The organism is Bradyrhizobium sp. LA6.8, assembly GCF_040547935.1.
In the GTDB taxonomy this organism is placed as follows: domain Bacteria; phylum Pseudomonadota; class Alphaproteobacteria; order Rhizobiales; family Xanthobacteraceae; genus Bradyrhizobium; species Bradyrhizobium barranii.
In genome coordinates, this window is sequence record NZ_JBEPQQ010000003.1 from 510,258 (window position 1) to 536,609 (window position 26,352).

Annotated in this window: 26 protein-coding genes; 6 read left to right on the forward strand and 20 right to left on the reverse strand. The window is 63.9% G+C overall.

The window, feature by feature from the left end; translation table 11 throughout:
* Window positions 1–66: 66 nt before the first annotated feature.
* The 3 genes from ABIA90_RS16065 to ABIA90_RS16075 form a co-directional block, all read right to left on the reverse strand.
* On the reverse strand, window positions 67–369 hold the full coding sequence (locus tag ABIA90_RS16065) for a hypothetical protein (RefSeq protein WP_175618423.1): 303 nt from the start codon (window positions 367–369) through the stop codon (window positions 67–69).
* Window positions 370–437: 68 nt separating this feature from the next.
* Window positions 438–626, reverse strand: coding sequence for a hypothetical protein (locus ABIA90_RS16070; RefSeq protein ID WP_084795121.1), 189 nt, complete (start codon window positions 624–626; stop codon window positions 438–440).
* Window positions 623–1,021: a hypothetical protein gene (locus tag ABIA90_RS16075; RefSeq protein ID WP_014495024.1), complete on the reverse strand. Its 399-nt coding sequence runs from the start codon at window positions 1,019–1,021 to the stop codon at window positions 623–625. Before ABIA90_RS16075 ends, ABIA90_RS16070 begins: the two co-directional genes overlap by 4 nt.
* Before the next feature lie 701 nt (window positions 1,022–1,722).
* Between ABIA90_RS16075 and ABIA90_RS16080 the strand changes: the two genes are divergently transcribed.
* From ABIA90_RS16080 to ABIA90_RS16090, 3 genes are all read left to right on the forward strand, one after another.
* Window positions 1,723–4,149, forward strand: a complete 2,427-nt coding sequence (locus ABIA90_RS16080; protein WP_354118102.1) for a PAS domain S-box protein — start codon at window positions 1,723–1,725, stop codon at window positions 4,147–4,149.
* On the forward strand, window positions 4,146–4,823 hold the full coding sequence (locus ABIA90_RS16085; protein WP_354118101.1) for a response regulator transcription factor: 678 nt from the start codon (window positions 4,146–4,148) through the stop codon (window positions 4,821–4,823). The genes ABIA90_RS16080 and ABIA90_RS16085 overlap by 4 nt, the downstream gene beginning before the upstream one ends.
* An 87-nt stretch (window positions 4,824–4,910) precedes the next feature.
* Window positions 4,911–5,297 carry a response regulator transcription factor gene (locus tag ABIA90_RS16090; protein WP_071913559.1) on the forward strand — a complete coding sequence of 129 codons (387 nt, stop codon included), beginning with the start codon at window positions 4,911–4,913 and terminating at the stop codon, window positions 5,295–5,297.
* 79 nt (window positions 5,298–5,376) lie between these two features.
* On the opposite strand, the gene ABIA90_RS16095 is transcribed toward ABIA90_RS16090, so the two are convergent.
* The 17 genes from ABIA90_RS16095 to eno all read right to left on the reverse strand — a co-directional run bounded on the left by ABIA90_RS16095 (window position 5,377) and on the right by eno (window position 23,766).
* Window positions 5,377–6,348 carry a tripartite tricarboxylate transporter substrate binding protein BugD gene (locus ABIA90_RS16095; protein ID WP_085404622.1) on the reverse strand — a complete coding sequence of 324 codons (972 nt, stop codon included), beginning with the start codon at window positions 6,346–6,348 and terminating at the stop codon, window positions 5,377–5,379.
* Window positions 6,349–6,475: 127 nt separating this feature from the next.
* Complete coding sequence (locus tag ABIA90_RS16100) at window positions 6,476–7,717, reverse strand: threonine synthase (RefSeq protein WP_354118100.1); 1,242 nt, start codon at window positions 7,715–7,717, stop codon at window positions 6,476–6,478.
* A 142-nt stretch (window positions 7,718–7,859) separates the two neighbouring features.
* Window positions 7,860–9,281, reverse strand: coding sequence for a dihydrolipoyl dehydrogenase (gene lpdA / locus ABIA90_RS16105; protein ID WP_283016630.1), 1,422 nt, complete (start codon window positions 9,279–9,281; stop codon window positions 7,860–7,862).
* A 17-nt stretch (window positions 9,282–9,298) separates the two neighbouring features.
* Window positions 9,299–9,532 (reverse strand): hypothetical protein, encoded by a 234-nt coding sequence (locus ABIA90_RS16110; RefSeq protein ID WP_354118099.1) that lies wholly within the window; start codon window positions 9,530–9,532, stop codon window positions 9,299–9,301.
* An 8-nt stretch (window positions 9,533–9,540) separates the two neighbouring features.
* Window positions 9,541–10,884 (reverse strand): pyruvate dehydrogenase complex dihydrolipoamide acetyltransferase, encoded by a 1,344-nt coding sequence (locus tag ABIA90_RS16115; RefSeq protein ID WP_354118098.1) that lies wholly within the window; start codon window positions 10,882–10,884, stop codon window positions 9,541–9,543.
* Between the two features lie 57 nt (window positions 10,885–10,941).
* Window positions 10,942–11,394: a nucleoside deaminase gene (locus ABIA90_RS16120; RefSeq protein ID WP_014495015.1), complete on the reverse strand. Its 453-nt coding sequence runs from the start codon at window positions 11,392–11,394 to the stop codon at window positions 10,942–10,944.
* Window positions 11,395–11,396: 2 nt separating this feature from the next.
* On the reverse strand, window positions 11,397–11,699 hold the full coding sequence (locus ABIA90_RS16125) for a DUF5076 domain-containing protein (RefSeq protein WP_028149595.1): 303 nt from the start codon (window positions 11,697–11,699) through the stop codon (window positions 11,397–11,399).
* 3 nt (window positions 11,700–11,702) lie between these two features.
* On the reverse strand, window positions 11,703–13,103 hold the full coding sequence (locus ABIA90_RS16130; RefSeq protein WP_354100069.1) for a pyruvate dehydrogenase complex E1 component subunit beta: 1,401 nt from the start codon (window positions 13,101–13,103) through the stop codon (window positions 11,703–11,705).
* Window positions 13,104–13,132: 29 nt separating this feature from the next.
* Window positions 13,133–14,155: a pyruvate dehydrogenase (acetyl-transferring) E1 component subunit alpha gene (pdhA, locus tag ABIA90_RS16135; protein ID WP_063983080.1), complete on the reverse strand. Its 1,023-nt coding sequence runs from the start codon at window positions 14,153–14,155 to the stop codon at window positions 13,133–13,135.
* A 254-nt stretch (window positions 14,156–14,409) separates the two neighbouring features.
* The gene (locus tag ABIA90_RS16140; protein ID WP_354118097.1) at window positions 14,410–15,762 is read right to left on the reverse strand and encodes a glycerophosphodiester phosphodiesterase family protein; all 1,353 of its coding nucleotides are present in this window, start codon (window positions 15,760–15,762) and stop codon (window positions 14,410–14,412) included.
* A 205-nt stretch (window positions 15,763–15,967) separates the two neighbouring features.
* Window positions 15,968–17,485, reverse strand: coding sequence for an aldehyde dehydrogenase (gene adh / locus ABIA90_RS16145; RefSeq protein ID WP_354118096.1), 1,518 nt, complete (start codon window positions 17,483–17,485; stop codon window positions 15,968–15,970).
* Window positions 17,486–17,794: 309 nt separating this feature from the next.
* Window positions 17,795–18,754, reverse strand: coding sequence for a GAF domain-containing protein (locus ABIA90_RS16150; protein ID WP_354118095.1), 960 nt, complete (start codon window positions 18,752–18,754; stop codon window positions 17,795–17,797).
* Window positions 18,755–18,970: 216 nt separating this feature from the next.
* Window positions 18,971–19,288, reverse strand: coding sequence for an FtsB family cell division protein (locus ABIA90_RS16155; protein ID WP_028149600.1), 318 nt, complete (start codon window positions 19,286–19,288; stop codon window positions 18,971–18,973).
* A 172-nt stretch (window positions 19,289–19,460) separates the two neighbouring features.
* Window positions 19,461–20,012: an NADPH-dependent FMN reductase gene (locus ABIA90_RS16160; protein WP_063983076.1), complete on the reverse strand. Its 552-nt coding sequence runs from the start codon at window positions 20,010–20,012 to the stop codon at window positions 19,461–19,463.
* 190 nt (window positions 20,013–20,202) lie between these two features.
* On the reverse strand, window positions 20,203–21,198 hold the full coding sequence (locus ABIA90_RS16165; RefSeq protein ID WP_354118094.1) for an MBL fold metallo-hydrolase: 996 nt from the start codon (window positions 21,196–21,198) through the stop codon (window positions 20,203–20,205).
* 110 nt (window positions 21,199–21,308) lie between these two features.
* Window positions 21,309–22,448 carry a zinc-binding dehydrogenase gene (locus ABIA90_RS16170; protein WP_354118093.1) on the reverse strand — a complete coding sequence of 380 codons (1,140 nt, stop codon included), beginning with the start codon at window positions 22,446–22,448 and terminating at the stop codon, window positions 21,309–21,311.
* 34 nt (window positions 22,449–22,482) lie between these two features.
* Window positions 22,483–23,766 carry a phosphopyruvate hydratase gene (gene eno, locus ABIA90_RS16175; protein ID WP_085404746.1) on the reverse strand — a complete coding sequence of 428 codons (1,284 nt, stop codon included), beginning with the start codon at window positions 23,764–23,766 and terminating at the stop codon, window positions 22,483–22,485.
* A 174-nt stretch (window positions 23,767–23,940) separates the two neighbouring features.
* Here eno and ABIA90_RS16180 point away from each other — a divergent pair, with 174 nt between their 5' ends.
* The 3 genes from ABIA90_RS16180 to ABIA90_RS16190 all read left to right on the forward strand — a co-directional run bounded on the left by ABIA90_RS16180 (window position 23,941) and on the right by ABIA90_RS16190 (window position 26,321).
* On the forward strand, window positions 23,941–24,918 hold the full coding sequence (locus ABIA90_RS16180) for a Vgb family protein (protein WP_354118092.1): 978 nt from the start codon (window positions 23,941–23,943) through the stop codon (window positions 24,916–24,918).
* A gap of 112 nt (window positions 24,919–25,030) precedes the next feature.
* On the forward strand, window positions 25,031–25,507 hold the full coding sequence (queF, locus tag ABIA90_RS16185; protein ID WP_041960296.1) for a preQ(1) synthase: 477 nt from the start codon (window positions 25,031–25,033) through the stop codon (window positions 25,505–25,507).
* A 16-nt stretch (window positions 25,508–25,523) separates the two neighbouring features.
* Entirely contained in the window at window positions 25,524–26,321 is a 798-nt protein-coding gene (locus ABIA90_RS16190) for a substrate-binding domain-containing protein (protein WP_071913530.1), read from the forward strand.
* The last annotated feature ends 31 nt before the right edge of the window (window positions 26,322–26,352 follow it).

Consider the following 26,352-nt stretch of genomic DNA (forward strand, 5'->3'; position numbering starts at 1 on the left):
GGCGCGAAGCTGGATGCAGTGACTGCGGCCGCCGACTCTGCGCGGCCCGCATCGTTAGGCTAGCCGTCACCTCCTTCCGTGGTCAGAAGGTTCGTGCGCGCGCAGAAATGCTTCCGTCAGCGCGCCCGAGAGCGCGCCGAATTGCATCATCCAGCTCCAGCTCGAAATGGCCGCCAACACCGTAACCATCTCGAGCGAACTGCGGTAAGGCCAGAGCGCTTCCATGCTCGTCTGCTGATACCGGCGGTAGCAATCATACTCGCAGTACTGCCGTTGCGTGGACACATGCCGGACGTAGCTCGAGCCCAGCGGCCGGGCGCACGCGCTGCAGGTGACGCCATGGCGCGGTTGGTCCTGGTTGACGAGCATGAATTTCAACGTCCTGTCCTCCCCTGCCAGCAGTCGCATCGGCCGATGCGCCTCGCCCACCCGTCAGCTCAAGATGCCGCTTGCGCTCGCCTCTCGATCAACGGCGCCGCTTCGTGATGGAGCGCGTAACACTCGTAGCCGCAATAGGGCAGCAGCGTCTTCGCGTCGCGCAGATAGCCGCCGCTGATCTCCTCGCAGCACCATAGACAGAATGTCTTGCGGAAAGGGGTCCTGCCGTTCACCAATATGAATCTCACGTGGCACCTCCCAACGCGAAGCAGTAGACCGTGTCGACCAGAGAGGCGGACGGCGGCGGCGCGCAAAGATGGTTGCGGCCGTCGGGATTGTCCCTGTTTCGCTCGACCTTCTGGGATGGAATGAGGATGTACTTCCCGTCCTCCCGGCGCCGCGCATAGATCCGGCCGTCGACGTATCGCACCTCGGTCGGGTAGCAATCCGCGCTGTTGCAGCAGCTGAGCACAGGATTGTCGGGCATGTGCCAGCTGGAATAGAACTTCTCGTGCAGGAGCTGATCCTGGAGTGGATGATGACGATGTGCACCATCCTGTCCGAGCTCGTCGGCCTTCACTCCCGTTACCAACGGAAGCGGCAGCGCGATCATCAAGAGGAGCTTGCAAGCACGGTTCAGCACGCAGCCTCCGGTTCAGAATTGCCGAATGGAGCCGATCGAAGGGCTAATCCTCATGCCGCCTGAAATCGAAACAACCATCGGCGGTCGCGTTCGCGGCGCGCCCTGAAGCGATCGAGACATTTCCTGGAGCACAGCGGCGTTCGCCAGGAGTAATATCGGATCAGGCCAAACTTGCCGCTACAGACAGCGCAGGCTTTTACAGCAGGACCGCGCTCGGAGTGTTCAGGCGTATCGCACATCATGCTCTCCTTCCGGCTCTCATGGTCGTGGCTTCGCGCGTACGCTGACGCCCGACCATCCACGCTCGTTACTGAAATGCGGCCTCTCAATCGCGACCAGCCAATCGTGCGGCAGGTCGGGCAATGGACGCGGAGCTATCGGCAGCACATCGAGCTAATCGCCGGCTTGTGGCCTTGCACATCGCGTCCCTTCGATGGTTGTGAGACTAATCCGCATGCAACGGACGACTCAATTGTACGGAGGTAAATGTGCGCTATGACTTGGGATGCGCGAGCTATACGTAGGTTTGTCCCGTAGTTTTCCGGGCCTTCGCCGCACCTTCGCAACGAGACGGCGCAAGGCCGGCAGGCTGCACGGCTGCCGCGAGTTTCGGCGCGGAGTCTACTTTGGTCGGAGGGAATTGCTCCCCTGATTGCAAAGTGCTCTACTTGCTTCGACCCCTGCGAGCCGGGACGCCCGCGATGATGCCTGGCCAAATCGCGAAATTTGGTAATTCGGCCGCACAATTGCTGCTCGGCGGCCTCGCGGCGCTTCGATCTTTCGGCACCGGCGAGAAGGACAGTTCCGCGGTCGGTGATGACTCGCGACAGGACATCGTCGATCTACGCGACGCCGTGAAGCAGTGGCGCGAGGTGTTCGAGCATAATCCGGTCATGTATTTCATGGTCGATCCGGCCGGGACGGTGCTCAACGTGAACACGTTTGGCGCCGCACAATTGGGTTACACGGCGACCGAGTTGACCGGCCAATCCGTGCTGAACGTCTTTTTCGAGGAAGACCGCGACTTCGTCCGTCAATGCGTAGGGTTGTGCCTGGAAACCGTGGACCAGTCGCACACCTGGGAGATTCGCAAGATCCGCAAAGACGGCTCGGTTCTCTGGGTCCGTGAAAACGCCAAGGCGATGCTGCGCGGCGACGGCACGCCGGTCGTGCTGGTCGCCTGCGAAAACATCACCCAGCGCAAGGAGGCGGAGGATGCGCTGCGACAGAGCGAGGCCTACCTCGCCCAGGCTCAGGAACTGAGCCGCACCGGCAGCTTCGGCTTGAGCCCCACGACCGACGAGATCTTCTGGTCGAGGGAAACGTTTCGCATTTTCCAATGTGACCCGGCCATGCAGCCGAACCTGGGCTTCGTGTTTCAGCGCATCCATCCGGAGGACCGCGATGCGGTCCGCAAGACCCTTGATCGAGCTTTCCGCGAGGCGGAGGATTTCGACCATGAATATCGCCTGTTGATGCCGGATGGATCCATCAAATATCTCCATTCCGTGGCACGCGCGGTGAGACGTGCATCCGGGCGCATCGAGTTCGCCGGCGCTGTCACCGATGTCACGATTGCAAAGGAAACAGAGAAGAGGCTGCGCCGCAGTGAGGCCTATCTGGCCGAAGCCCAGCGCCTCAGCCATACGAGCAGCTGGGCCTGGGACGTGCGTCGTCAGGAGTTTGCCTACCGATCGGCTGAACTCTACCGCCTGTTCGGATTTGAGCCGGACCAGATCGATGTCCCGGCGCGGGCTTTCCAGCAACGGATTCTCGCCGATGACTTTCGACGAATTGCCGACGTGGAACGTCGCGCAATCCACCAAGGGGAGCCCTTCGAAATCGACTTTCGGATTGCACGTCCGGACGGTTCGATACGACGTGTCCATACGGAGGGACATCCTGTCAAAGGCGGCGATGGCGATGTGATGGAAATCATCGGCACGCACGTGGACGTCACCGAGCAGTTCGCCGCAAAAGAAGCACTGCAAAAGGCCTTTGACGAGCTCAAGCAATCCGAGCAGCGCTTCCGCGACTATGCCGAAACCGCATCGGACTGGTTTTGGGAGACTGGGCCGGATCACCGCATCACCCGGATATCGGAACACGCCGACACGGCCAGTCCGGTGCCGACCGGCTTGATCGGGCTGACCCGTTGGGACATTCCGCCCGATGCCGAGTTCGAGCCCGAGAAATGGGAGCAGCATCGCGCGGCGCTCGATGCCCACCTTCCGTTCCGCGACCTGGTTTACCGCAGCAGGGATCGCAACGGATCTCAGATTTACGTGCGTACCAGCGGCAAGCCCTTCCATGACGAGAATGGTAACTTCCTCGGCTATCGTGGCGTCAGCAGCGATGTGACGGCGGCGATCCGCACCGAGCAGGCCGAAGATGCCCTGCGCAAAGCGCAAGCCGAGCTCGCCCATGTCACGCGCATCACGACGCTCGGCGAGCTCACCGCCTCGATTGCCCACGAAATCAATCAGCCGCTCGCCGCCGTCATTTCCAATGCCGACGCCTGCATCGGTTGGCTCGGCCGCGACCCGGCCGATCTCGACGCTGCGCGCCGTTCCGTCGAATGGATCGTCGAGGACGCCAATCGGGCCAGCGAGGTGATCCGCCGGATCCGGGCGCTCGCGAAAAAGACCGAAATCGAGATGGTCCCAGTCGACATCAATCAGGTCGTGAGGGAGGTGATGGCCCTCGTTCGGCGCGAGCTCGCTACCCATGCTGTGTCGGTGCGGATGGAGTTGTCGTCCGGCCTGCCCAGCATTTGCGGCGATCGGATCCAGCTCCAGCAGGTGCTGATCAACCTCGTCATGAACGGGATCGAAGCCATGCAAGCCAATGTCGAGCTCCCGCGCGAGCTGGCCATTCGCTCCAGCCGAGACGGCGACGAGCACCTGCTTCTTACCGTGACGGATCGCGGTCTCGGCCTTGACAGCGACGTGACAGACCGCATGTTCATGCCGTTCTTCACCACAAAGTCGAGCGGCCTGGGGATGGGACTATCGATCTGCCGATCGATCATCGAGGCTCACGCGGGCCGGCTTTCGGCATTCCCAAATGAGGGGAGCGGTGCAACATTCCAGATTGCCCTGCCCTTCCCACACGAGGCCGCGTCGTGACCGACCACGCCAAGCCAGCGCAGGCGCAGGCACAGGCGGGGGCCGATGATCCGATCGTCCTGATCGTCGATGACGATCCGTCGATGCGGCGGGCGCTCACCAATCTCTTCCAATCGGTCGGCCTCAGGGTGGAGGCCTTCGGCTCGGCGGCGGAGGTCATGGAAGCCAAGCCGCCGGTGGTCCCCAGTTGCCTCGTGCTCGACATCCGCCTGCCCGGCTCGAGCGGCTTCGACCTCCAGGCGGATCTCGTGAAGGCCGACATTCGCACGCCTATCATCTTCATCACCGGTCATGGCGATATCCCCATGACCGTCCGGGCCATGAAGAGTGGCGCCATCGATTTTCTGACCAAGCCGGTGCGCGACCAGGACATGCTGGACGCGGTCCAGGCTGCGATCGAACGCGATCGCAAGCGGCGCGATGCCGAGAAGTCGGTGTCGAGCGTGCGGACTCGCTTCGAAGGCCTAACGCCGCGTCAACGCGACATTCTCGCCCTGGTTGCGTCCGGCCTGATGAACAAGCAAGTCGCTGCCGAGCTTGGATTGGCTGAGATTACCGTCAAGATCTATCGCGGGCAGATCATGCGGAAAATGGGTGCGAAGTCATTGGCCGATCTCGTCAGAATGACCGAGGTACTCGGAATTCCACGCCCGGGGGGAAAGGTGCAAACCTAAGTATGCTTTCCAAGGTCGCTCCGGGGGCCCATTTTCCGATGGGCGGCTGCGCCGCGCGCGGCCGCTCCCCGATCAGGAGCGATCATCTTGTCAGTCCCTTCGGTCATTTCCGTCATTGACGATGATCCATCCGTCCGCCTTGCGACCAACAATCTGCTGACGTCGCGGGGATACACCGTCTACATCTTTGGCTCCGCTCTCGAATTTCTCCAGTCGGCCGAACTGAGGACGACGTCCTGCGTGATCGCGGATGTGCAGATGTCGGTCATGAGCGGCGTTGATCTCCTGATGCATATGCGCGGCCTTGGTCACCGCACGCCGTTTATCTTCATGACCGCCTTTCCCGACGATGCCGTGCGCGACCGCGCGCTGAAAGCTGGCGCCATCTGCTTTCTCGCGAAGCCATTTTCCACGCCGGCTCTGATCAATTGTCTGGAGGCGGCCCTGTCGAAGCACAGCGAAGCCAAGACGTAACGCGGCGCCGCGTGAACCTGATTGTTCCACAGGGTGCGGCCACTTGACGTTGTGGCCGCATCCGAAGAGGCAATCCGCCTCAATCCACCTTGATGTCGGCGGCCTTGATAATCGGCCACCATTTTGCGATTTCCGCCTTCTGGCGCGCGCCGAGCGCTTCGGGCGTGAGCTGATCCTTGGGCGTCATCTCGAGGCCCTGGCTTTCGAGCTGCTTCTTCACGGCGGGGTCGTTCAGCGCTTCCACGGCGGCCGCATTGAGCTTGGTGACGATCTCCTTCGGTGTGCCCTTCGGCACCCACAGGCCCGACCACAACGTCATGTTGAAGCCTTTCAGCCCCGCCTCGGCGGCCGTCGGAATGTCCGGCGCCGACGAGAGCCGCTTGTCGTCGGTGATGGCATAGGCGCGGATCGTGCCGGCGCGGACCTGGTTGATGGAGTTGGAGGTCTGATCGATGATGACGTCGATCTGGCCGGCGATGAGATCGTTCAGCGCGGGCGCCGTGCCGCGATACGGCACATATTGCAGCTTGATGCCGCTGACGCTCTCGAAATAGACACCGGCGATATGGCTGCCGGAGCCCGCGCCGGCGGTGCCGGCGGTCGGCGGCGACGGCCGCGACTTCAGCCACTCGATGAGCTCCTTCAACGAGGTCGCGGGCACCGCGTTCTTGCTCACCACGATCATCGGATTGCTCGGCAGCAGCACCACCGGCTCGAGATCGGCGACGAGGTCGTATTTGAGCTTGTAGACGGCGCCGTTGGCAACATGGGTGCCGAGATGGCCGAAGGAGATGGTGTAGCCGTCCGGCGCCGATTGCACGGCGCGACCGACGCCGATCGAGCCGCCCGCGCCCGTGACATTCTCGATCACCAGCGGCTGGCCGAGCGTCACCCGCATGCGCTCGGCGAGCACGCGCGCCATCGCGTCCGACGGGCCGCCGGCGGCGAAGGGAACGATGACGGTGATGGGATGCGAGGGATAGTCGTCGGCGCGCGCGGCGCCGGTCACAGCGAGAATACCGATCAACCCGGCCCAGATGGCCTTCTTCATTGTCTTCTCCCCAGCGATGTCTTTGTTGTTTTTTGTGCCCTCCCGCGTACGGGAAGAGGGATCGGTCGTGAAGAGACGAAATGACGCGCCAGAGCGCGATCATCGCGCTCCGGCGGTCTGGTCGTGCCTAGAACTGCGTGTAGTCGATCGGCTTGTGGCGATCGAGCGTGCGGGTCACCGGCGGCAGCGGGTATTTCAGGCCCGTCGCGCAGTTGAACAGCATCACGCGGTCGGTCTTGCTGACACGGCCGTCGGCGAGGCTGTCCTTGTAGGCGGCGTAGGTCGCGGCGCCCTCGGGACAGAGCAACAGCCCCTCCTCGCGTGCGACTTCGTTCAGCGCCGCCGAGATCTTGTCGTCGTCGACCGCGATGGCAAAACCCTTGCTCTCGCGCACCGCGCGCAGGATCAGGAAGTCGCCGATCGCCTGCGGCACGCGGATGCCCGACGCAATCGTGTGGGCGTCCTCCCAGCGCGTCGCATGCTCGGTGCCGGCGTCATAGGCCCGCACCATCGGCGCGCAGCCCGACGCCTGCACCGCGACCATGCGCGGGCGCTTGGAGCCGATGAACCCGATCTTCTCCAGCTCGTCGAAAGCCTTCCACATGCCGATCAGGCCAGTGCCGCCGCCGGTCGGATAGAAGATCACGTCGGGCACGTCCCAGCCGAGCTGCTCGGCGAGCTCCAGGCCCATCGTCTTCTTGCCCTCGATGCGGTACGGCTCCTTGAGCGTGGACGTGTCGAACCAGCCGACTTTTGCCTTGCCTTCGCCGACGATCTTGCCGCAATCGTCGATATAGCCGTTGACGCGATAGACGGTCGCGCCCTGAAGCTCGATCTCGCTGACGTTCACTTCCGGCGTGTCGGCCGGGCAAAAGATCGTGGTCTTGATGCCGCACGACGTGGCGTAAGCTGCGAGCGCCGCGCCGGCATTGCCGTTGGTCGGCATCGCCATGTGCTTGATGCCGAGCGCCTTGCCCATCGACACCGCCATCACGAGGCCGCGCGCCTTGAACGAGCCGGTCGGCAGCCGTCCCTCGTCTTTCACGATGATCTCGCCGCCGCCAAGCTTGGCGCCGAGCTTCGGTAGCCGGATCAGCGGCGTCGTGACCTCGCCGAGCGAGACGATGTCCTTGCATTTGCGCACGGGCAAGAGCTCGCGGTAGCGCCACATGTCGCCAGGACGCTTGGCAAGCGCATCCTTGGTCAGCGCCTTCTTCACGCCCGCGAGGTCGTAGCGCACCAAAAGCGGCTTGCCGGCCTTGGAGAGATTGTGGACCTGGTCGGCGGCGTAATGATCGCCCTCCATCGCGCATTCGAGATGAGTGACGAAGGTCGGGCGTTCGATGGTGAGATTGTCGTTATCGTGCACGGGTTGGTTTCCTTCTTATTTTGCAAACGGCTCTCTGCTCGTCATTACGAGCGCAGCGAAGCAATCCAGAATCTTTCCGCAGAGGCCGTCTGGATTGCTTCGCCGCGCTCGCAATGACGGCGGCGGGCGGCGATGGCGCCCATCAAATATTCAACACTCTTCCATACGCATCGAGCACGGCTTCCTTCATCATCTCTGACAGGGTCGGATGCGGGAACACCGTGTGCATCAGCTCTTCTTCGGTCGTCTCCAGGTTCATCGCGACGACGTAGCCCTGGATCAGCTCGGTGACTTCAGCACCGACCATATGGGCGCCGAGGAGCTGGCCGGTCTTCTTGTCGAAGATCACCTTGACCAGGCCCTGATCCTCGCCCAGCGCAATCGCCTTGCCGTTGCCGACGAACGGGAAACGGCCGACGCGGATCTCTCGGCCGCTCTCCTTGGCCTTGGCTTCGGTGAGGCCGACGGAGGCGACCTGCGGCTGGCAATAGGTGCAGCCCGGGATCAGGTTCTTGTCCATGGGATGCGGATGCAAGCCCTTGATGGCCTCGACGCAGATCACGCCTTCATGCTCGGCCTTGTGCGCCAGCATGGGGGGACCGGCGACGTCGCCGATCGCGTAGATACCGGGGACGTTGGTCTTGCCGTAGCCGTCGATGACGATACAGCCGCGGTCGGTCTTCACGCCGAGCTTTTCCAGGCCGAGATTCTCGATATTACCGACGACGCCGACCGCCGAGATCACGCGCTCGAACTCGGTGGTGACGGGCTTGCCCTTGCCGTCGTCGATGGTGGCGACGACGCTGTCGGCCTTCTTCTCCAGCTTCGTGACCTTGGTCGAGGACATGATCTTGATGCCCTGCTTCTCCAGACGCTTGCGGGCGAGGCCTGCGATCTCGGCGTCCTCGACGGGCAGGATCTGCGGCAGCACCTCGACCACGGTGACCTCGGAGCCCATGGTGTGGAAGAACGAGGCGAACTCAATGCCGATCGCGCCTGAGCCGACGACCAGCAGCGACTTCGGCATTTTCTCCGGGACCATCGCTTCGAAATAGGTCCAGATCAGCTTCTTGTCAGGCTCAAGGCCGGGCAGCACGCGCGGCCGCGCACCGGTTGCAATAATGATGTGCTTGGCCTGGTAAGCGCCCTCACCCAGCGCGCCCTTCGGGCCCTCGACGTCGGACTTCTTCACGGTGACCTTGCCGGGCGCGTCGATCGAGGCCGCGCCCCAGATCACGCTCACCTTGTTCTTCTTCATCAGGAAGCCGACGCCGTCGTTCAGCCGCTTCGAGACGCCGCGCGAACGCTGCACCACCGCCTTCGGGTCGAACGAGACCTTCTCCGCCGACAGGCCGTAATCCTTGGCGTGCTGCATGTAGTGGTAGATCTCGGCGGAGCGCAGCAACGCTTTGGTCGGGATGCAGCCCCAGTTCAGGCAGATGCCGCCGAGATAGGACTTCTCGACGATCGCGACCTTGAAGCCGAGCTGGGCGGCGCGGATCGCGGTGACATAGCCGCCGGGGCCGGAGCCGATGATGATGACGTCGAAGGATGTATCGGCCATGGCGGCTCCCGTTCAACTCAAGCGGTCGTTGCGCCGCGGGCGCGGCGATTGCGGATGTAGCTTCTGATCAGCCATTCCGAGAGAATGGCGGCCGCCATGATGGCGAAGATGGTGAGCGCAATCGGCGCCCAGATGTTGCGCGACAGCGCCTCGCCGGCGAAGAAGGCGGAGTCAACGATGTCGCGGCCGAGCGGGCTGAGCGTGAGGATCAGCGAGACCAGCATCGAGATCCAGGGCCAGCGCGTCGTCATGCGCCATCTCAGACCATCATCATGACGGGATTTTCGATCAGCTGCTTGAACGCGCCGATCAGCTCGGCGCCAAGCGCGCCGTCGATGGCGCGGTGATCGCAGGACAGGGTCACGCTCATCATGTGCGCGATCTCGATCTTGCCGCCACGGACGACCGGCCGCTCCTCGCTGGTGCCGACCGCGAGGATCGTCGCATGCGGCGGGTTGATCACGGCGGTGAAGTGGCTGATGCCGAACATGCCGAGGTTGGAGACCGCGGTGGTGCCGCCCTGGTATTCCTCGGGCTTCAGCTTGCGCGAGCGGGCGCGCGCGGCAAAATCCTTCATCTCGTTGGAGATGGTGGAGAGCGTCTTGGTCTCTGCCTTGCGGATGATCGGCGTGATCAGGCCGCCGGGCATCGCCACGGCAACACCGACGTCGGAATGGTGGTGCTTGACCATGCCGCTTTCGGTCCAGCTGACGTTGCAGTTCGGGATTCTCTGGAGCGCAACGGCCATCGCCTTGATCACGAAGTCGTTGACCGAGATCTTGTAGAGCGGCTTCTTCTCCTTGTCCTTGGGAGCAGCCGCATTGATCTCCTCGCGCGCGGCGAGCAGCTTGCCGATGTCGCAGTCGATGGTGAGGTAGAAGTGCGGGACGTTCTGGATCGACGCAGTCAGGCGCTGCGCGATGGTGCGGCGCATGCCGTCATGCGGGACGATCTCGTAGGAGCCGGGCTCGAACAGCGACAGGATCTGCTTGTCCGACATGGTCGGCGCGATCGAGGGCGCCCCGGACGGCGCAGCGGCAGGCGCCTTCAGGCCCTTGCCGGACTTGGCCTGCTCGACGTCACGCGCCACCACGCGGCCGTGCGGGCCGGTGCCCGTCACCATCGACACATCGATGCCGGCGTCCTTGGCAAGACGGCGCGCGAGCGGCGACGAGAACACGCGGCCGCCGTGGCCGTTGCTCTGCACGGCTGGAGCTGCGGCCTGCGGCGCCGGTGCGGCGGCAGGCGGCACAGCCTTGGGCGCGGCTGCGGGAGCCGGCGCGGCGGCGGGCGCTTCAGCAGCTTTCGGAGGTGCGGCCGAGGCGCTGGGCTTGGCGGCACCAGCCGCCTTCACGTCCTCGCCCTCGCCGGCCAGCACTGCGATCACGTCGTTGACCGGGACGTCCTGCGTGCCCTCGGGCACGAGGATCTTGGCGATCGTGCCTTCGTCGATCGCCTCGACCTCCATGGTCGCCTTGTCGGTCTCGATCTCGGCGATGACGTCGCCGGATTTGACCTTGTCGCCTTCCTTCTTCAGCCATTTGGCGAGGTTGCCCTTCTCCATTGTCGGCGAGAGAGCGGGCATCAGGATGTTGATGGGCATGCTGACCTCAAGAAGAACTTTGCAATACGTCGTCTCCGACAGCGAAGACGACCAGGTTTAGTTGCCGATGTCGCCCTGCCACAGGCGCTCGTTGGCAGGGATGGAACGCCAATTCTTCATCATGGTGATGGAGCGGTCGTCGGCAAGGTCGATCCAGGGGATGCCGAACTTGTCGAGGATGTCCTTGGAGCCCGGGAAGGTGACGGATTCTCCGATCACCACCAGCTTCACCTTGAACAGAGCGAGTGCGCCGGCGCACATCGAGCATGGCGACAGCGTGGTGTACATGACGGTGTCGTGGAACGAGATCACGCCGGCTTCGCGCAGGCAGCTCATCTCGCCGTGGAGGATGACGTTCTTTTCCTGCACGCGGTTGTTGTGGCCGCGGGCGATGATCTCGTTGCCGCGCGTCAGCACGGCGCCGATCGGCAGGCCGCCCTGCGCGATCGAGGCCTCCGCCTCACGGATCGCCTCCAGCATGAAATCGAAATGATGGGCTTCGATCGCCACGATCAGTGCCCCTTCCCGCGCGGTGTCGTCGTGCCCGTATCGGTTGGCCGTTCAATCTCCGCCTGGAACATCTCGAGGATCCGGCTCAGCGCGTCCTCTTCGGTGTATTCGCTCTCGCGCGCGTAGGCGCGCGCCGCGTGACGGGCGAGATCGACGAGCAGGAGGCCCCACATGTCGGGCTCCTCGAAGGCGCGCTGGAACGCCATCGACAACCCGCCGTCCAGCACGAATACGCGCAGGATCTCGACCGCATCGTCGCGGGCGAGGACGTCGGGTGGCAATGGCTGCTCCTTCGGGCCCGCCATGATCTACCTGTAGCAGACGGCTTTGGCGGCCTCGACCACTTCGGCTGCCGACGGCAGCGCGAGCTTCTCCAGGTTCGCGGCATAGGGCATCGGCACGTCCTTGCCGGAGACGCGCGCGACCGGCGCATCGAGATAGTCGAAGGCGTTCTCCATGATGCGCGCGGCGATCTCGGCGCCGACGCCGCTCTGGGCCCAGCCCTCTTCAACCGTGACCGCACGGCCGGTCTTCTTGACCGAGTTGACGATGGTCTCGGTGTCCATCGGCCGCAGCGTGCGCAGGTCGATCACCTCGGCCTCGATACCGTCCTTGGCAAGTTCGTCGGCGGCCTTCAGCGCATAGGTCATGCCGTTCGACCAGGAGATGATGGTGACATGGCTGCCCGAACGCACGATGCGCGCCTTGCCGATCGGGATCACGAAGTCATCGAGCTTCGGCACTTCGCCGGTATGGCCGTAGAGCACCTCGTTCTCGAGGAAGATCACCGGATTGGGATCGCGGATCGCAGCCTTGAGCAGGCCCTTGTAGTCCGCTGCGGAGAACGGCGCGACCACCTTGAGGCCCGGGACGTTGGAATACCAGGACGAGTAGTCCTGGCTGTGCTGGGCGGCGACACGTGCGGCGGCGCCGTTCGGGCCGCGGAACACGATCGAGCAGCCCATCTGGCCGCCGGACATGTAGAGCGTCTTGGCCGCTGAGTTGATGATCTGATCGATCGCCTGCATGGCGAAGTTGAAGGTCATGAACTCGACGATCGGCTTCAGCCCCGTCATGGCAGCGCCGACGCCGATGCCGGCAAAGCCGTGCTCGGTGATCGGCGTGTCGATGACGCGCTTGGCGCCGAATTCCTGCAACAGGCCCTGGGTCACTTTGTAGGCGCCCTGATATTCAGCGACTTCCTCGCCCATCACGAAGACGTCGGCGTCGCGGCGCATTTCTTCGGCCATGGCGTCGCGCAACGCTTCGCGGATGGTCTGCGTCACCATCGCGGTGCCGGCGGGCACTTCCGGATCGGGTTCGGCGACGGCCTGGGGTGCAGGCGCGGCCTTCGGCGCCGAGATCATCGGCTTGCCTTCGCCGACCGGCGAACGGGATTCGGCGACTTCCTGCGCGACGCTCGGCGCGGGCGCGGCTGGCGCCTTGGCGAGATCGGCGGCCGTCTCGCCATCGGCGAGAATGGTCGCGATCGGCGTGTTGACGGCAACGTCGGCGGTGCCCTCGGGGATCAGGATCTTGCCGAGCGTACCTTCATCGGTCGCCTCGACCTCCATGGTCGCCTTGTCGGTCTCGATCTCGGCGATGACGTCGCCGGACTTGATGGTCTCGCCCTCTTTCTTCAGCCACTTGGCAAGGTTGCCCTTCTCCATCGTGGGCGACAACGCGGGCATCAGCACTTGAATTGGCATATCGACTCCAAAAGAAAGCTTGCGCGCGTTCAGCGGTAAATGTCGGTCCAGAGCTCGGCGGCATCCGGCTCGGGATCATGCTGGGCGAAGTCGGCGGACGCATTGACGATGTCGCGGACCTCGGCGTCGATCGCCTTGAGATCGGCCTCGCTAACCTTGGCCGCGAGCAGGCGGTTGCGCACCTGCTCGATCGGGTCCTGGTCGTGGCGGACTTTTTCGACCTCTTCGCGCGTTCTGTACTTGGCGGGGTCGGACATCGAGTGGCCGCGATAGCGGTAGGTCTGCATCTCCAGGATGAAGGGGCCCTTGCCGGCACGGCACCAGGCCGCCGCCTCCTCGCCCGCGGCCTTCACGGCGCGGACGTCCATGCCGTCGACTTGCATGCCGGGGATGTTGAAGGACGCGCCGCGCTTGGAGAAATCCTGCTGCGCCGAAGCACGCGACACCGAGGTGCCCATGGCGTAGCGGTTGTTCTCGATGACGTAGATCACCGGCAGCTTCCAGAGCTCCGCCATGTTGAAGCTCTCATAGACCTGGCCCTGGTTGGCCGCGCCGTCGCCGAAATAGGTGACGCTGACATTGTCGTTACCACGATAGTGGTTGGCGAAGGCCAGACCCGTGCCGAGCGAGACCTGGGCGCCGACGATGCCGTGGCCGCCGTAGAAGTGCTTCTCCTTGCTGAACATGTGCATGGAGCCGCCCTTGCCCTTGGAATAGCCGCCGCGCCGGCCGGTGAGCTCGGCCATAACGCCGTTGGCCTCCATGCCGGTGGCGAGCATATGACCGTGGTCGCGATAGCCGGTGATGACCTGATCGCCCTGCTTCAGGGCCATCTGCATGCCGACCACCACGGCCTCCTGGCCGATATAGAGGTGGCAGAAGCCGCCGATCGCGCCCATGCCGTAGAGCTGGCCGGCCTTTTCCTCGAACCGCCGGATCAGGAGCATGTCGCGGAGCGCTTTGAGCTCCTGCTCTCTGGTGAATTCCGGGGGCGAACCGCCGTCGGTCTTGTCCTGTGGAGTGCTTGCGGCGGCTTTCTTGGGTGCGGCCATGGGAATTCCGGGTCAGAGAAAACTTCAGCCCTCTCTAACCCAAGTCAAACGCCCTTGGAAAGGACCGCGGCGGCATGGCGCGACTTTCATTATGCCGCACTGCAACGTGACCGAAACTTTGCAAAACCTTTGGCGCCGATCGGGCAACTTTAGCTCACCGGTCAGCGAAGGGAACGTGAGCAGCCAACGCAGAGAAATCGGACACGCTGTCTTGTATCCGAAATCCCACGCGCGTCCGATTCGCCGTGCCAGCCTTACCAGCCCAACTCGCGCAAATAGGCCGCACGGGCGGCAACGCCGGTATGCGTGAAGTCGCTGAAGACCCCATCGACGCCGAGCCGGTAGAATTTGAGATATTCAAGGCTCGGGTCGCCGCGATAATCGGCGGCAAGATACTTCTTCTCGTTCCGAAACGTGAAGACATGGACGAAAAGACCGAGCTTGTGCGCGTCCGCGACAAGGCTGGTCGCGTCCTGCGTCGAAGCCTCCGGCGTCGATCCCTTATAGGGCGTGCCATCGGCGTTGCTGTCCTTCCACGGCGCGATCTTGAGCGGAACGATATAGGCCTTCCAGGGACCGATGCCCTCGGCATAGGTCTTGATCTCGGCAAGCCCCTCGGGCTTCAGTATCGCATCGTACAAGCGCGCCTCGCCCGCAACCGTCCAGTCGAACGGGCGCGAATTCGTGATGTTGTTGAGGAGAACCTTGCCGGTTTTGAAGTCGATTCCGTTGCCGTCGACGAGTTGGACCTGCCGCGTCTGAAGGCCGTGGCTGCGCATATATTTCAGGCTGCCGGGTTCGAAGCTCTGGACCAGGATGGGAGCGTCCTTGGTGTTGAGGCCGTTATCCCCGATGATCTTGATCAGGGCATCCTCGAGCGGATGGCTGCCGGCCGCGCCGCAGCCATTGGCGATCGCCTGGGCATTGTTCCAGGTCGGGTTCTTGGTTTCGGGATAGACGAGGATGGTCCGCCCAGTCTCCTTGCTCTTGACCTTGGCGATGTCGATGACGTCCTGGAAGCTGATGATCGGGAGCTTGCCGTTGAAGACTTTCGGCCGCTCGTTGGCCGCGTCATAGGTGGTGCCGCCGATCCATTGCTTCAGCTCGGCCATGGTGAAATCGCTGATCGACCAATCGTTGGTATGATCCTCGCCGTCCACGATCAGCGACTTCAGCACCGATTTGGGATCGGCCGGGTCGCTCAGATCCGTCAGGTAGTCGGCAGGCACGCCGGTGGCCGACGGGGCCTTGACGCGCACACCGGGCACGGTGCGCTTGCGGGCGGCGACGGCCGCATTGGTCTTCGCCACCTCGGCAATGTTGGTGTTGTCGCTCAGCCAGGGGTTATGACGCACGACCAGAACGCAATCCTTGGTCAGGTGCAAATCCTCTTCGAGTGCATCGGTCCCGAGCGCCGCGGCGAGGTCGTACGACGCCTCGGTCTCTTCAGGTACCAGGCCCGGCAGGCCGCGATGTCCAAGGACCAGTGGCGCCTTTCCATCGACGGTCAGAAAGGGCTTGGCACCAGCTGGCGCCGGGCCGGACTGTGCAAAGGCCATCGACAGCGGCAGCACCGCCGCGCCGAACAACATCGCTGCGACACCCATTGTCCGTCCTGAACGACTGTTCCGCATCACCAAGCCTCCGTCTTTGCCCGGCATCGCTTCGAATGCGCAGGCGCCGAACCGAATGCGGTCGGCGCTGTCGTATTGTCTCAAGACTCTGACAGACGGATGACGACGGAGAGGGCAGCGCAAGATTGCGCCGCCCTCTCCTGCCCCATCAGATCTTGCCCAATCAGATCTTGCCCGATCAGAAGAAGCCAAGCTTCTTCGGGCTGTAGCTGACCAGGAGATTCTTGGTTTGCTGGTAGTGATCGAGCATCATCTTGTGGGTCTCGCGACCGACGCCCGACTGCTTGTAGCCGCCGAACGCGGCATGCGCAGGATACGCATGGTAGCAGTTGGTCCAGACCCGGCCGGCCTGGATGGCCCGGCCGAAGCGGTAGCAGCGGTTGGCATCGCGACTCCAGACGCCGGCTCCCAGGCCATAGAGCGTGTCGTTGGCGATCGCGAGCGCTTCGTCATCGGTCTTGAAGGTCGTGACCGAGACGACGGGACCAAAGATCTCCTCCTGGAAGATTCGCATCTTGTTGTGGCCCTCGAACACCGTCGGCTGGACGTAGAAGCCGCCGGAAAGATCGCCGCCGAGCTCGGCACGACCGCCGCCGGCCAGCACCTTGGCGCCCTCCTGCTTGCCGATGTCGATATAGGAGAGGATCTTGGCGAGCTGCTCGCTAGATGCCTGCGCGCCGATCATGGTGTCGGCCGCACGCGGGTCGCCCTGCTTGATCGCGGCGACGCGCTTCAGCGCCCGCTCCATGAAGCGGTCGTAGATGTCGGCGTGGACAATCGCCCGGCTCGGACAGGTGCAGACCTCGCCCTGGTTCAGCGCAAACATCACAAAACCTTCGATCGCCTTGTCGAAGAAGTCGTCGTCCTCGGCGGTGACGTCGTTGAAGAAGATGTTCGGCGACTTGCCGCCGAGCTCCAGCGTGACCGGGATCAGGTTCTGGCTGGCATATTGCATGATCAGCCGGCCCGTCGTGGTCTCGCCGGTGAAGGCGATTTTCGCGATCCGCGGGCTGGACGCGAGCGGCTTGCCGGCTTCGAGGCCAAAGCCGTTGACGATGTTGAGGACGCCGGGCGGCAGGAGATCGCCGATGATCTCGGCCCAGACCATGATCGAGGCCGGCGTCTGCTCGGCGGGCTTGAGCACGACACAATTACCAGCGGCGAGCGCCGGCGCGAGCTTCCAGCACGCCATCAGCAGCGGAAAGTTCCAGGGGATGATCTGGCCGACCACGCCGAGCGGTTCGTGGAAATGATAGGCGATGGTGTCGTGGTCGATCTCGCCGATCGAGCCTTCCTGTGCGCGCACCACGCCGGCGAAATAGCGGAAATGATCGATCGCGAGTGGCAGGTCGGCGGCGCGGGTCTCGCGGATCGGCTTGCCGTTGTCCCAGGTCTCGGCAATCGCAAGGCGCTCCAGATTCTCTTCCATCCGGTCGGCAATCCGGTTCAGGATCGCGGCGCGCTCGGCGACGCTGGTGCGTCCCCAGGCGCCCTTGGCGGCGTGCGCCGCATCGAGGGCGGCCTCGACATCCTGCGCATCGGAACGCGCGATCTTGCAGACGATCTGGCCGTTCACCGGCGAGGCGTTGTCAAAGTACCTGCCGGAGATTGGCGCGACGAATTTGCCGCCGATGAAATTGTCATAGCGTTCGGCGAAGGGATGCTGGGTGACGCCGAGGAATTCCACCTTGTTCATTGATCACTCCCGATGTTTGCTGTTTGCGCAATTCGTCGCGTGTTCACGACTTGCGCCGACGATGTCGCGGGAGCGTTTTCCTGTCAGCCCGGGCGTGAACGATGGCCGGCCCGACCTGTCGCAGTTCTGCGACAGGTGACGCAGCTGCCCCCACACACTCAGCCCTCATCCAGAGGAGCGCGCTCTTGCGCGCGTCTCGAAGGATGGCCGCGGGCACAGCCGGGCCTGCATGGTTCGAGACGGCCGCTTCGCGGCCTCCTCACCATGAGGGTTGAGTTGGTGGGCGCGGAAGAAAAACAGAGCCGCAGCTCAGTGCTTCAGCTCGAACCGCTTGAGCTTCCTGTGCAGCGTGGCACGGCTGATGCCGAGGGCCTTGGCGGCGGCCGAAACATTGCCGTCCGCGCGCAGCAGCGCCCGCTGCAACACCGCGCGCTGGCCGCCGGCAAGATGGTCATGCGCGGTATCACCGCCGAGGAGGTCAGCCGCGGGCACCGGCTGCAAGGGACGGCCGGGCGCAATCCCGAGTCGCACCCGCGCGGACCGGGTCGCGCCGATCACGAGATCATCCGCATCGACCGCGACGAGGCCGCCGGCCTGGCCGTCGGCGCCTTGCGTCAGCACGATGCGGGCATGGGCGAAGGCGCGGCGAAACAGATCAGCTTCGATGCGCCTCGCCGCCTCACCTGCCGCGAGCGCGATCAGATTGGAAAACGCATCGGTCCGGTCGGCGCGGCAGGAGGAAACATCGAGCACGCCCGCAAACGCCGCCTCGTGGTCGTAGATCGGAACGGCGGTGCAGCTCAGAAGCGTGTTGCGGGTGAAGAAATGCTGGTCGCGGTCGATTGTCAGCGGGCGCTGCTCGACGACGCAGGTGCCGATGCCGTTGGTGCCTTCATGCTCCTCGCTCCAGAGCGCGCCGGTCCACAGGCCCCAGGATTGGAACGTCGCATCGTCCACCGCCGTGCCGCGGCGGTCGACCGGCACGCCCGCACCGTCGGCGAGCAGCACGCAGCAGCCGCTCGCGCCGACCGCCTGATAGAGCCGGTCCATCGCGCCTCGCGCGGCGGCGAGCAGCGGCGCGACGCGCTCGCGCGCCTGCCGCAACTCGACATCACTCAGCCGCATCGGCGCGCTGCGGCCGGCGGGATCGAGATGATGCAATCGGGACGAACGGCGCCATGAGGCCACCAGCGCGGAGCGCGCGGCCTGGCCTGACGCAATGGCGGCCTCGACGCGGGCCGCGTGATGCCGGGACATTGGCCCATTCATCACTGTTTCCTCCGGGTGGCAGTCTAGGCTGCGCCGGCATGGCCCGGTTGATCTGCGTCAACTCAGGCAGACGGCGGCAGAAGCCATGGGGCCGTTGCTTCGTTGCCGTCAAGGCGGCAGCCCGGTTCCAAGCCTAAGACTTTCGGTAGAATTGCTACACGGTTGTCGAATTTCGGCAGCGGCTTTCGATGCCGGTTTCGAATGCAGCGGAAAGCGCTACTTCGCCGGGATCATCCGAACGAGATCGTGCGGATTGACATAGTCGAGCTGATAGCGCGCCCGCTCGTCCAGCATGTCAGGATCGATCCGCGACGTCCGCAGCAGCGACACGCGCTGCTCGCTCTTCGCGCGCTCGCGCTTGAGCTGGGCGAGCTCGCTCGTCAGCGCGATGATCTCCTGGTCGAGTTCCTGGCGGGCGTTGAGGCCGTATTTGCCGGTGTAGGCGTTGACGCCGAAATAGCCGACGATGGCGGCCGCCATCGCATAGAGGGCAAGGCCGGTCAGGATCGATTTCAGGCGCGCGCGGGAGACCATCTTGGGAAGATGCGGCAGGTTGGTTAAGGGAGTGCTAATCGCCTCTCCCTTCGCGATCCAATCCCTACCCCAGCCGTCATGCCCGGCCTTGTGCCGGGCATCCACGTTCTTCGTCACCACGAGCTAAGGCGTGGATGGCCGGGACAAGCCCGGCCATGACGAATAAAAAACCTCAGCCGTGGTGCTTGGCCACGTGCGCAGCAAACGCGTCGACATAGGCCTGGAGGACGGGCTTCAGAGATTCCTTGGTCAGGTTCCCCTCCGCATCGAAGGCATCGCCGACCGCGTTCAGATAGGTCTCGGGCTGCTGCAGGATCGGGCCGGCAATGCCCGGCAGGATGTTCTGCAGCGTCTTGGCGGCGCTGACGCCGCCGAGCGGGCCCGGCGAGTTCGAGATGATGCCGACCGGCTTGCCGTTGAACGAGCTCTTGCCATAGGGGCGCGAAGCGACGTCAATGGCGTTCTTCAGCACACCCGGGATGGCGCGGTTGTATTCGGGGGTGACGAAGATCACGCCGTCCGACTTCTGCAGCTTCTCGCGGAAGGACAGCCAGTCCGCGGGCGGCGCGCCCTCGAGATCCTGGTTGAAGAACGAGATGCCTGCCAGCGTGATGACCTCGAGCTTGAGCGAGGCCGGCGCGAGCTTTGCGAGCGCGTTGGCGACCTTCAGCGAGAAGCTGTCCTTGCGCAGGCTGCCGGCGATCACGACGATGTTGTAGGCCATGGATTGTCCTTGGGGGCTTGAGCGGAAGTTCCGGGGCGGCACTTAAGCGATCCGGGTCGTTGGATGCAAGTGCATGAACCGGTCCTGTTTGGAAACGCTGAGTTTCTCGAAAGCAGATGGTCGCTACGATCCAAAAACAATCAGGCCGCCCGAAGGCGGCCTGACGTTTCTCGCAAACCCCTGACTGGGTTCAGATCGTCGGATTCCAGGCCGACGGGATCAGGCGGTATTTCGCGCCGTCCTTCTCGACATGCCCCACCGAGGGGAAGGTGAAGTGGAAGCCGATCACGGTCGCCTTCTCGGCTGCCGCCATGTCGTAGAATTTGTGGCGCGTCGCCTGCGCCATCGCGCCGTCGTTGTCGAACGCCACGTGCCAATCCGGATTGCGCAGGAAGAACTCCGGAATGTTGGTGACGTCAGATTGGATCAGCACCTTCTTGTCGCCAGAGGCCACCGCGAACGAGGTATGACCCGGCGTGTGGCCGGGCGTCGCGATCGAGGTGATGCCCGGCGCGACCTCCTTGCCCCACTCGTATTTCGTGACCTTGGATTCGAGGCCGGCAAAGGTCTTCTTCACGTTGGCGAAGTAGTTCTTCGTCATGTCGTTCGGAGCCTTGGCCGCGTTCTCGTCGCTCGCCCAGAACTCCCAATCCTTCGCCGGCACCATGATCTCCGCATTCGGGAACGCGAGCGCGCCGTCGGCGAGACGAATGCCGTTGGTGTGATCAGGATGGAGATGCGACAGCAGCACGACGTCGATGTTCTTCGGGTCGACGCCGGCAGCGGCGAGGTTCTGCAGCGTACGGCCGACCGCGCCCTTGCTCGGCTCGAGATTGGCAACGCCGTTGCCGGTGTCGATCAGGACCAGCTTGGAGCCGATGTTGATGAGCTGCGGATTGAACGGCACCGTGACCATGCCCTTCGGCATGTACGCCGCCTCGCCCGCGGCCAGCGCTTCCTCCTTCGGCAGGTTGACGACGAACTTGTCCGGCATCGGGAAGGTGCGCGCGCCGTCGTTGATCGAGGTGCACTCGTAGCTGCCGACCTTGTAGCGATAGAAGCCGGGCGCCTGTGCCCCGCTTGGCGGCACCGAGGCACTGGCGGTGGTCGGTCCAAGTCCGGTTACGGCCGCCGCGCCCATAGCGGCAGCGCCCGCGAGCAGGTCGCGGCGATTCAAATCAGTCATGGAAGTGTCCCCTTCTTTGCTTGCGGTTGCCCCGCTTTCAATTGCGGCGCAAATGTTCCCGCGCTTCGCTCAGAAGGCAAGTCCTTCTTTGGATGGTGTGCCGTGGCACATCACGAAGATTTATTTGGGTTGACGAGGAATTTTTCGCCGGTGGCCCGTTTGGCGTAGACCGCGATGTTGGCGGGATCGAGCGCCTCCTGAAGCGACACCACCTTGGTGTAGTGGCTGGCGAAGGTCGTCTTCAATTCGTCGACGACGCGCTGGCGCAGCCTGGCTCCGTCCGCCTGCCCGATCTTCATCAGGAACGGAAACAGCAGCCAGCCGCCGACGCCCCAGGCCATGCCGAAGCCGCGCGGCAGCTCGATCGGGCGGATATCGAGCGCGCCGTAGACGTAGACCTGCTTGTGCACGTTGGAGCCGTAGCGGCTGTATTCCTTGGCGGTCTTGTTGATCGCGGCTTCCATGCAGTTGAGGATGTCGCCGGCCAGCTTGCCGCCGCCGATGGCATCGAAGGCGATGGTGGCGCCGGTCTCAACCAGCGCATTGGTGAGATCGCCGAGGAAGCTCGGTGCGGTGGAATCGACGACGTATTTGGCGCCGATCTTGTGCAGGATGTCGGCCTGCTCCTTGCTGCGCACGATGTTGACCAGCGGAATGCCGTCCTTGATGCAGATCTTGTTCAGCATCTGGCCGAGATTGGAGGCGGCCGCAGTGTGCACCAGCGCCTTGTGCCCCTCGCGCCGCATGGTCTCGGTCATGCCGAGCGCCGTGAGCGGATTGACGAAGCAGGAGGCGCCTTCGGCCGGCGTGGTGCCCGCCGGCAGCGGCAGGCACTCGCGCACTTTCAGCGTGCGGTACTGCGCGTACATCGCTCCGCCGATCATCGCGACGGTCTTGCCCATCAATGCTTTCGCGGCATCGGACGAGCCGGTCTTGATGACGACGCCCGCGCCTTCGTTACCAACCGGCATGGCTTCGTCGAGCCGGCCGGCCATCGCCCGCATCGCGCCCTCCGGCACCTTCGCGGTGATGACGGGAGCGTCCTTGCTGCCGGACGCCTTCGCCGTGCTCATATCGGCCGCGCCGACGAGAAGGCCGAGGTCGGACGGGTTGATCGGCGCCGCCTCGACGCGGACGACGACCTCGTCCGCGGCGGGCTCGGGAGTCGGCACGTCGACGAGCGAGATTTCCAGTTCACCGCTCTTCTTGATCAGCGAACGCAGTTGCAGTCCGGTCTTGCCGTCGCTCATGTCGATCCTCCCCTGTCCTAGCTGGAGCGCTGGCTTACGCCAGCGCCTTCAGTGCCGCCTTGCCGCCGTAGAGCGCCTGCTTGCCGAGCTGCTGCTCGATGCGCAGGAGCTGATTGTATTTGGCGGTGCGATCGGAACGCGCAAGGGAGCCGGTCTTGATCTGCCCGCAATTGGTGGCGACCGCGAGGTCGGCGATGGTGGAATCCTCGGTCTCGCCGGAGCGGTGCGACATCACCGAGGTGTAGCCGGCCTTGTGCGCCATCTCGACGGCAGCGAGCGTCTCGGTCAGCGTGCCGATCTGATTGACCTTGATCAGGATCGAATTGGCGCGGCCGGCCTTGATGCCTTCGGCCAGGCGCTTGACGTTGGTGACGAAGAGATCGTCGCCGACCAGCTGGCACTTCTTGCCGATGAGGTCGGTGAGCTCCTTCCAGCCGTCCATGTCGTCTTCCGACATGCCGTCCTCGATGGTCACGATCGGATAGCGCGACACCAGGTCTGCGAGGTACTTGGCCTGCTCGGAGATCGAGCGGGTCTTGCCCTCGCCTTCATAGACGTACTTGCCGTCCTTGAAGAACTCGGTCGAGGCGCAGTCGAGGCCGATCACAATGTCGGTTCCGGCCTTGTAGCCGGCCTTGCCGATCGCGTTCATGACGAATTCGAGCGCGGCGTCCGCCGACGGCAGGTTCGGGGCGAAACCGCCCTCGTCGCCGACATTGGTGTTGTGGCCGGCCTTCTTCAATTCCGACTTCAGGGTGTGGAACACCTCCGCGCCGTAGCGCAGGCCCTCGGCGAACGACGACGCGCCGACGGGAAGGATCATGAACTCCTGGAAGTCGATCGGATTGTCGGCATGCACGCCGCCATTGATGATGTTCATCATCGGCACCGGCAAGAGACGCGCCGAGGTGCCGCCGACGTAACGATAGAGCGGCATGTCGAGCGAGTTTGCTGCAGCCTTGGCGCAGGCAAGCGAGACGCCGAGGATGGCATTGGCGCCCAGCCGGCTCTTGTTCGGCGTACCGTCGAGGTCGATCATGATCTGGTCGATCTGGGCCTGCTGCTCGGCATCGAGGCCGCTCAGGGCCTCGAAGATCTCGCCATTGACGGCGCCGACGGCCTTGGTGACGCCTTTGCCGAGATAGCGGGCCTTGTCTCCGTCGCGCAGTTCCACCGCCTCATGGGCGCCGGTGGAGGCGCCGGACGGCACCGCGGCACGGCCGAGCGCACCATCTTCCAGCACGACGTCGACCTCGACGGTGGGATTGCCACGGCTGTCGAGAATTTCGCGGCCGATGATGTCGATGATGGCGGTCATGATGTGCACTTCCGTTCGTTAGGGCTGATCGGTGCCGGGGGTCTTACACGGGCCGCAAGCAAATGTGAACGCTTGGACGGCGTGCTTCGACTGACGCGTGAGCGGGCTCGGACTATCCTTGAAGTCGCCTGCTCTGCGCGTCCAAACTCAATCTGAAACAGTCGGGGTAACGCCATGAACCGCCGCCAGTTTCTTGCCTCGAGCGCCGCCCTCCTCGCCGTTCGCCCAAGTTTTGCGCAGGAAGGCCTGTTCCGGACAAAATATTTCCCCATCAGCGCCGGCATCGGCCTGCACGACCTCGCCCCCGCTCGCGACGGCACGGTCTGGTTCACGGCGCAGGGCAAGGGCATGCTGGGCAGGCTCGACCCCCGGGATGGCAGTTTCAAGACAGTCAGCCTCGGCCAGGGCGCCGCACCGCACGGCGTGACGATCGGCCCCGACGGTGCCCTCTGGATCACCGAGGGCGGCCAGAACGCGATCGCCCGGGTCGATCCCGGCGATCTCAAGGTCACGCTGTTCCGCCTGCCCGAAAAGTTCGCCTCCGCCAATCTCAACACCGGTGTGTTCGACGAGGAAGGCACCTACTGGTTCACTGGCCAGTCCGGCTATTACGGCCGGCTCAAGCCGAAATCGGGCGAGATGGACGTGTTCAGGGCGCCCAAGGGCGTTGGTCCCTACGGCATCGCGGTGACGCCCAAGGGCGAGGTCTGGTACGCCTCGCTCGCCGGCAGCCATATCGCGAAGATTGATCTTGCGACCGGCAATGCCGCCATTGTCGAGCCGCCGACGCCGAGCCAGGGGTCGCGGCGGGTCTGGTCAGATTCGCAAAGCCGGATCTGGGTCAGCGAATGGAACAGCGGCCACGTCTCGGTGCATGACCCCGCCAACGGCTCCTGGAAAACCTGGAAGCTGCCGGGCGATCACCCCCGCACCTATGCCGTCTATGTCGACGACAAGGACAAGGTCTGGCTGACCGATTTCTCCGCCAATGCCATCGTCCGCTTCGATCCCACGACCGAGCGGTTCAACGTTTTCGCCAGCGACAAGGCCAATGCCAATGTGCGCCAGCTCGACGGCCGCCCGGGCGAGCTCTGGGGCTGCGAGTCCGGCAACGACCGGATCGTCATGATCCAGACGATCGCGGCTGGTTGACGACGGCGACATTTGCGTCCATCCCGGCACCCTCTGGAGCGCGATCTTATCGCGCTCCGGTTTTTTAGTTGAGCATGATCTTTCGGAGAACCGGTGCCCACTTTTCCGGATCATGCTCGAACAGGATGTGACGACGATGGCGAAGAAATCCCTCCAGCTCGGCCGCGCGGTCGAGTGGCCGCACACACCGGAAGAAGCCCAGCTCGACCGCGTGCCCAATCCGCAAAAGGGCACGGACTATCTGGTGCGCTTCACCGTGCCGGAATTCACCTCGCTCTGCCCGGTCACGGGACAACCGGATTTCGCGCATCTGATGATCGACTACGCCCCCGGCCCGTGGTTGCTGGAGTCGAAGTCGCTCAAGCTCTACATCGCGAGCTTCCGCAATCACGGCGCATTCCACGAGGACTGCACCGTCATGATCGGCAAGCGCATCGCGAGCGAGATCAAGCCGAAGTTCTTGCGCATCGGCGGCTACTGGTATCCGCGCGGCGGCATCCCGATCGACGTGTTCTGGCAGACCGGCCGCGTGCCGAAGGGATTGTGGGTGCCGGAGCAAGGCGTCGCGCCGTATCGCGGACGGGGTTAGTTGGAGACGAATGACGATGACATCGATATCAGCAACATTCCGCAACATTGCCTTTGGCGTTCTAACCGTCCTGTGGCTGACCGGCGCGGCCGAAGCTGCCGAGGTCCATGTGATGATCTCGGGCGGATTGACGGCTGCCTACAAGGCGCTCGTGCCGGAATTCGAGAAGGCCACCGGCAACAAAGTGCTGACGGAATATGGGCCGTCGATGGGGACGACCACCAATGCGATCCCGGTCAGGCTGGAGCGCGGCGAACCCGCCGATGTCCTGATCATGGTGGGCTATGCCCTCACCGACCTCGCCGGCAAGGGCAAGGTCGTGGCCGGCAGCCAGGTCGACCTCACCAGATCGCCGATCGGCGTTGCCGTGAAATCGGGTGCGTCGAAGCCGGACATCAGCTCGGTGGAGGCGGTCAAGCGCGCGCTGCTGGCGGCGAAAACGATCGCCTATTCCGATAGCGCCAGCGGCGTCTACGTCTCGACCGAGATGTTCGACAAGCTCGGCATCGCCGACGTCATGAAGGACAAGGCACGAAAGATTCCGGCAACGCCGGTCGGCGAGATCGTCGCGCACGGCGAGGCCGAGCTCGGCTTCCAGCAGATCAGCGAGCTGAAGCCCGTGAAGGGCATCGACATCGTCGGACCGCTGCCGAACGAATTGCAGAAGATCACGATCTTCTCGGCCGGGATCGCGGCCGGTTCGAAGGAGCCCGAGGCCGGCCGTGCCCTCATAAAATTCCTCGCCTCCCCCGCCGCGCGCGAAGCGATCATCGCAAGCGGGATGGAGCCGATCCCGGCGGGGGGCGCGAATTGAGGCAGGCCTACTCCGTGCGCTGCTCCTGACA

Excerpts from the sequence above, each read along its gene's own strand:
- ABIA90_RS16065 (WP_175618423.1), bottom strand. The coding sequence starts at position 369 with ATGCTCGTCAACCAGGACCAACCGCGCCATGGCGTCACCTGCAGCGCG.
- ABIA90_RS16080 (WP_354118102.1), top strand. The coding sequence starts at position 1,723 with ATGATGCCTGGCCAAATCGCGAAATTTGGTAATTCGGCCGCACAATTG.
- ABIA90_RS16095 (WP_085404622.1), bottom strand. The coding sequence starts at position 6,348 with ATGAAGAAGGCCATCTGGGCCGGGTTGATCGGTATTCTCGCTGTGACC.
- lpdA (WP_283016630.1), bottom strand. The coding sequence starts at position 9,281 with ATGGCCGATACATCCTTCGACGTCATCATCATCGGCTCCGGCCCCGGC.
- ABIA90_RS16110 (WP_354118099.1), bottom strand. The coding sequence starts at position 9,532 with ATGACGACGCGCTGGCCCTGGATCTCGATGCTGGTCTCGCTGATCCTC.
- ABIA90_RS16115 (WP_354118098.1), bottom strand. The coding sequence starts at position 10,884 with ATGCCCATCAACATCCTGATGCCCGCTCTCTCGCCGACAATGGAGAAG.
- ABIA90_RS16125 (WP_028149595.1), bottom strand. The coding sequence starts at position 11,699 with ATGGCGGGCCCGAAGGAGCAGCCATTGCCACCCGACGTCCTCGCCCGC.
- ABIA90_RS16130 (WP_354100069.1), bottom strand. The coding sequence starts at position 13,103 with ATGCCAATTCAAGTGCTGATGCCCGCGTTGTCGCCCACGATGGAGAAG.
- pdhA (WP_063983080.1), bottom strand. The coding sequence starts at position 14,155 with ATGGCCGCACCCAAGAAAGCCGCCGCAAGCACTCCACAGGACAAGACC.
- ABIA90_RS16140 (WP_354118097.1), bottom strand. The coding sequence starts at position 15,762 with ATGGGTGTCGCAGCGATGTTGTTCGGCGCGGCGGTGCTGCCGCTGTCG.
- adh (WP_354118096.1), bottom strand. The coding sequence starts at position 17,485 with ATGAACAAGGTGGAATTCCTCGGCGTCACCCAGCATCCCTTCGCCGAA.
- ABIA90_RS16150 (WP_354118095.1), bottom strand. The coding sequence starts at position 18,754 with ATGAATGGGCCAATGTCCCGGCATCACGCGGCCCGCGTCGAGGCCGCC.
- ABIA90_RS16155 (WP_028149600.1), bottom strand. The coding sequence starts at position 19,288 with ATGGTCTCCCGCGCGCGCCTGAAATCGATCCTGACCGGCCTTGCCCTC.
- ABIA90_RS16160 (WP_063983076.1), bottom strand. The coding sequence starts at position 20,012 with ATGGCCTACAACATCGTCGTGATCGCCGGCAGCCTGCGCAAGGACAGC.
- ABIA90_RS16165 (WP_354118094.1), bottom strand. The coding sequence starts at position 21,198 with ATGACTGATTTGAATCGCCGCGACCTGCTCGCGGGCGCTGCCGCTATG.
- ABIA90_RS16170 (WP_354118093.1), bottom strand. The coding sequence starts at position 22,448 with ATGAGCGACGGCAAGACCGGACTGCAACTGCGTTCGCTGATCAAGAAG.
- eno (WP_085404746.1), bottom strand. The coding sequence starts at position 23,766 with ATGACCGCCATCATCGACATCATCGGCCGCGAAATTCTCGACAGCCGT.
- ABIA90_RS16180 (WP_354118092.1), top strand. The coding sequence starts at position 23,941 with ATGAACCGCCGCCAGTTTCTTGCCTCGAGCGCCGCCCTCCTCGCCGTT.
- queF (WP_041960296.1), top strand. The coding sequence starts at position 25,031 with ATGCTCGAACAGGATGTGACGACGATGGCGAAGAAATCCCTCCAGCTC.
- ABIA90_RS16190 (WP_071913530.1), top strand. The coding sequence starts at position 25,524 with ATGACATCGATATCAGCAACATTCCGCAACATTGCCTTTGGCGTTCTA.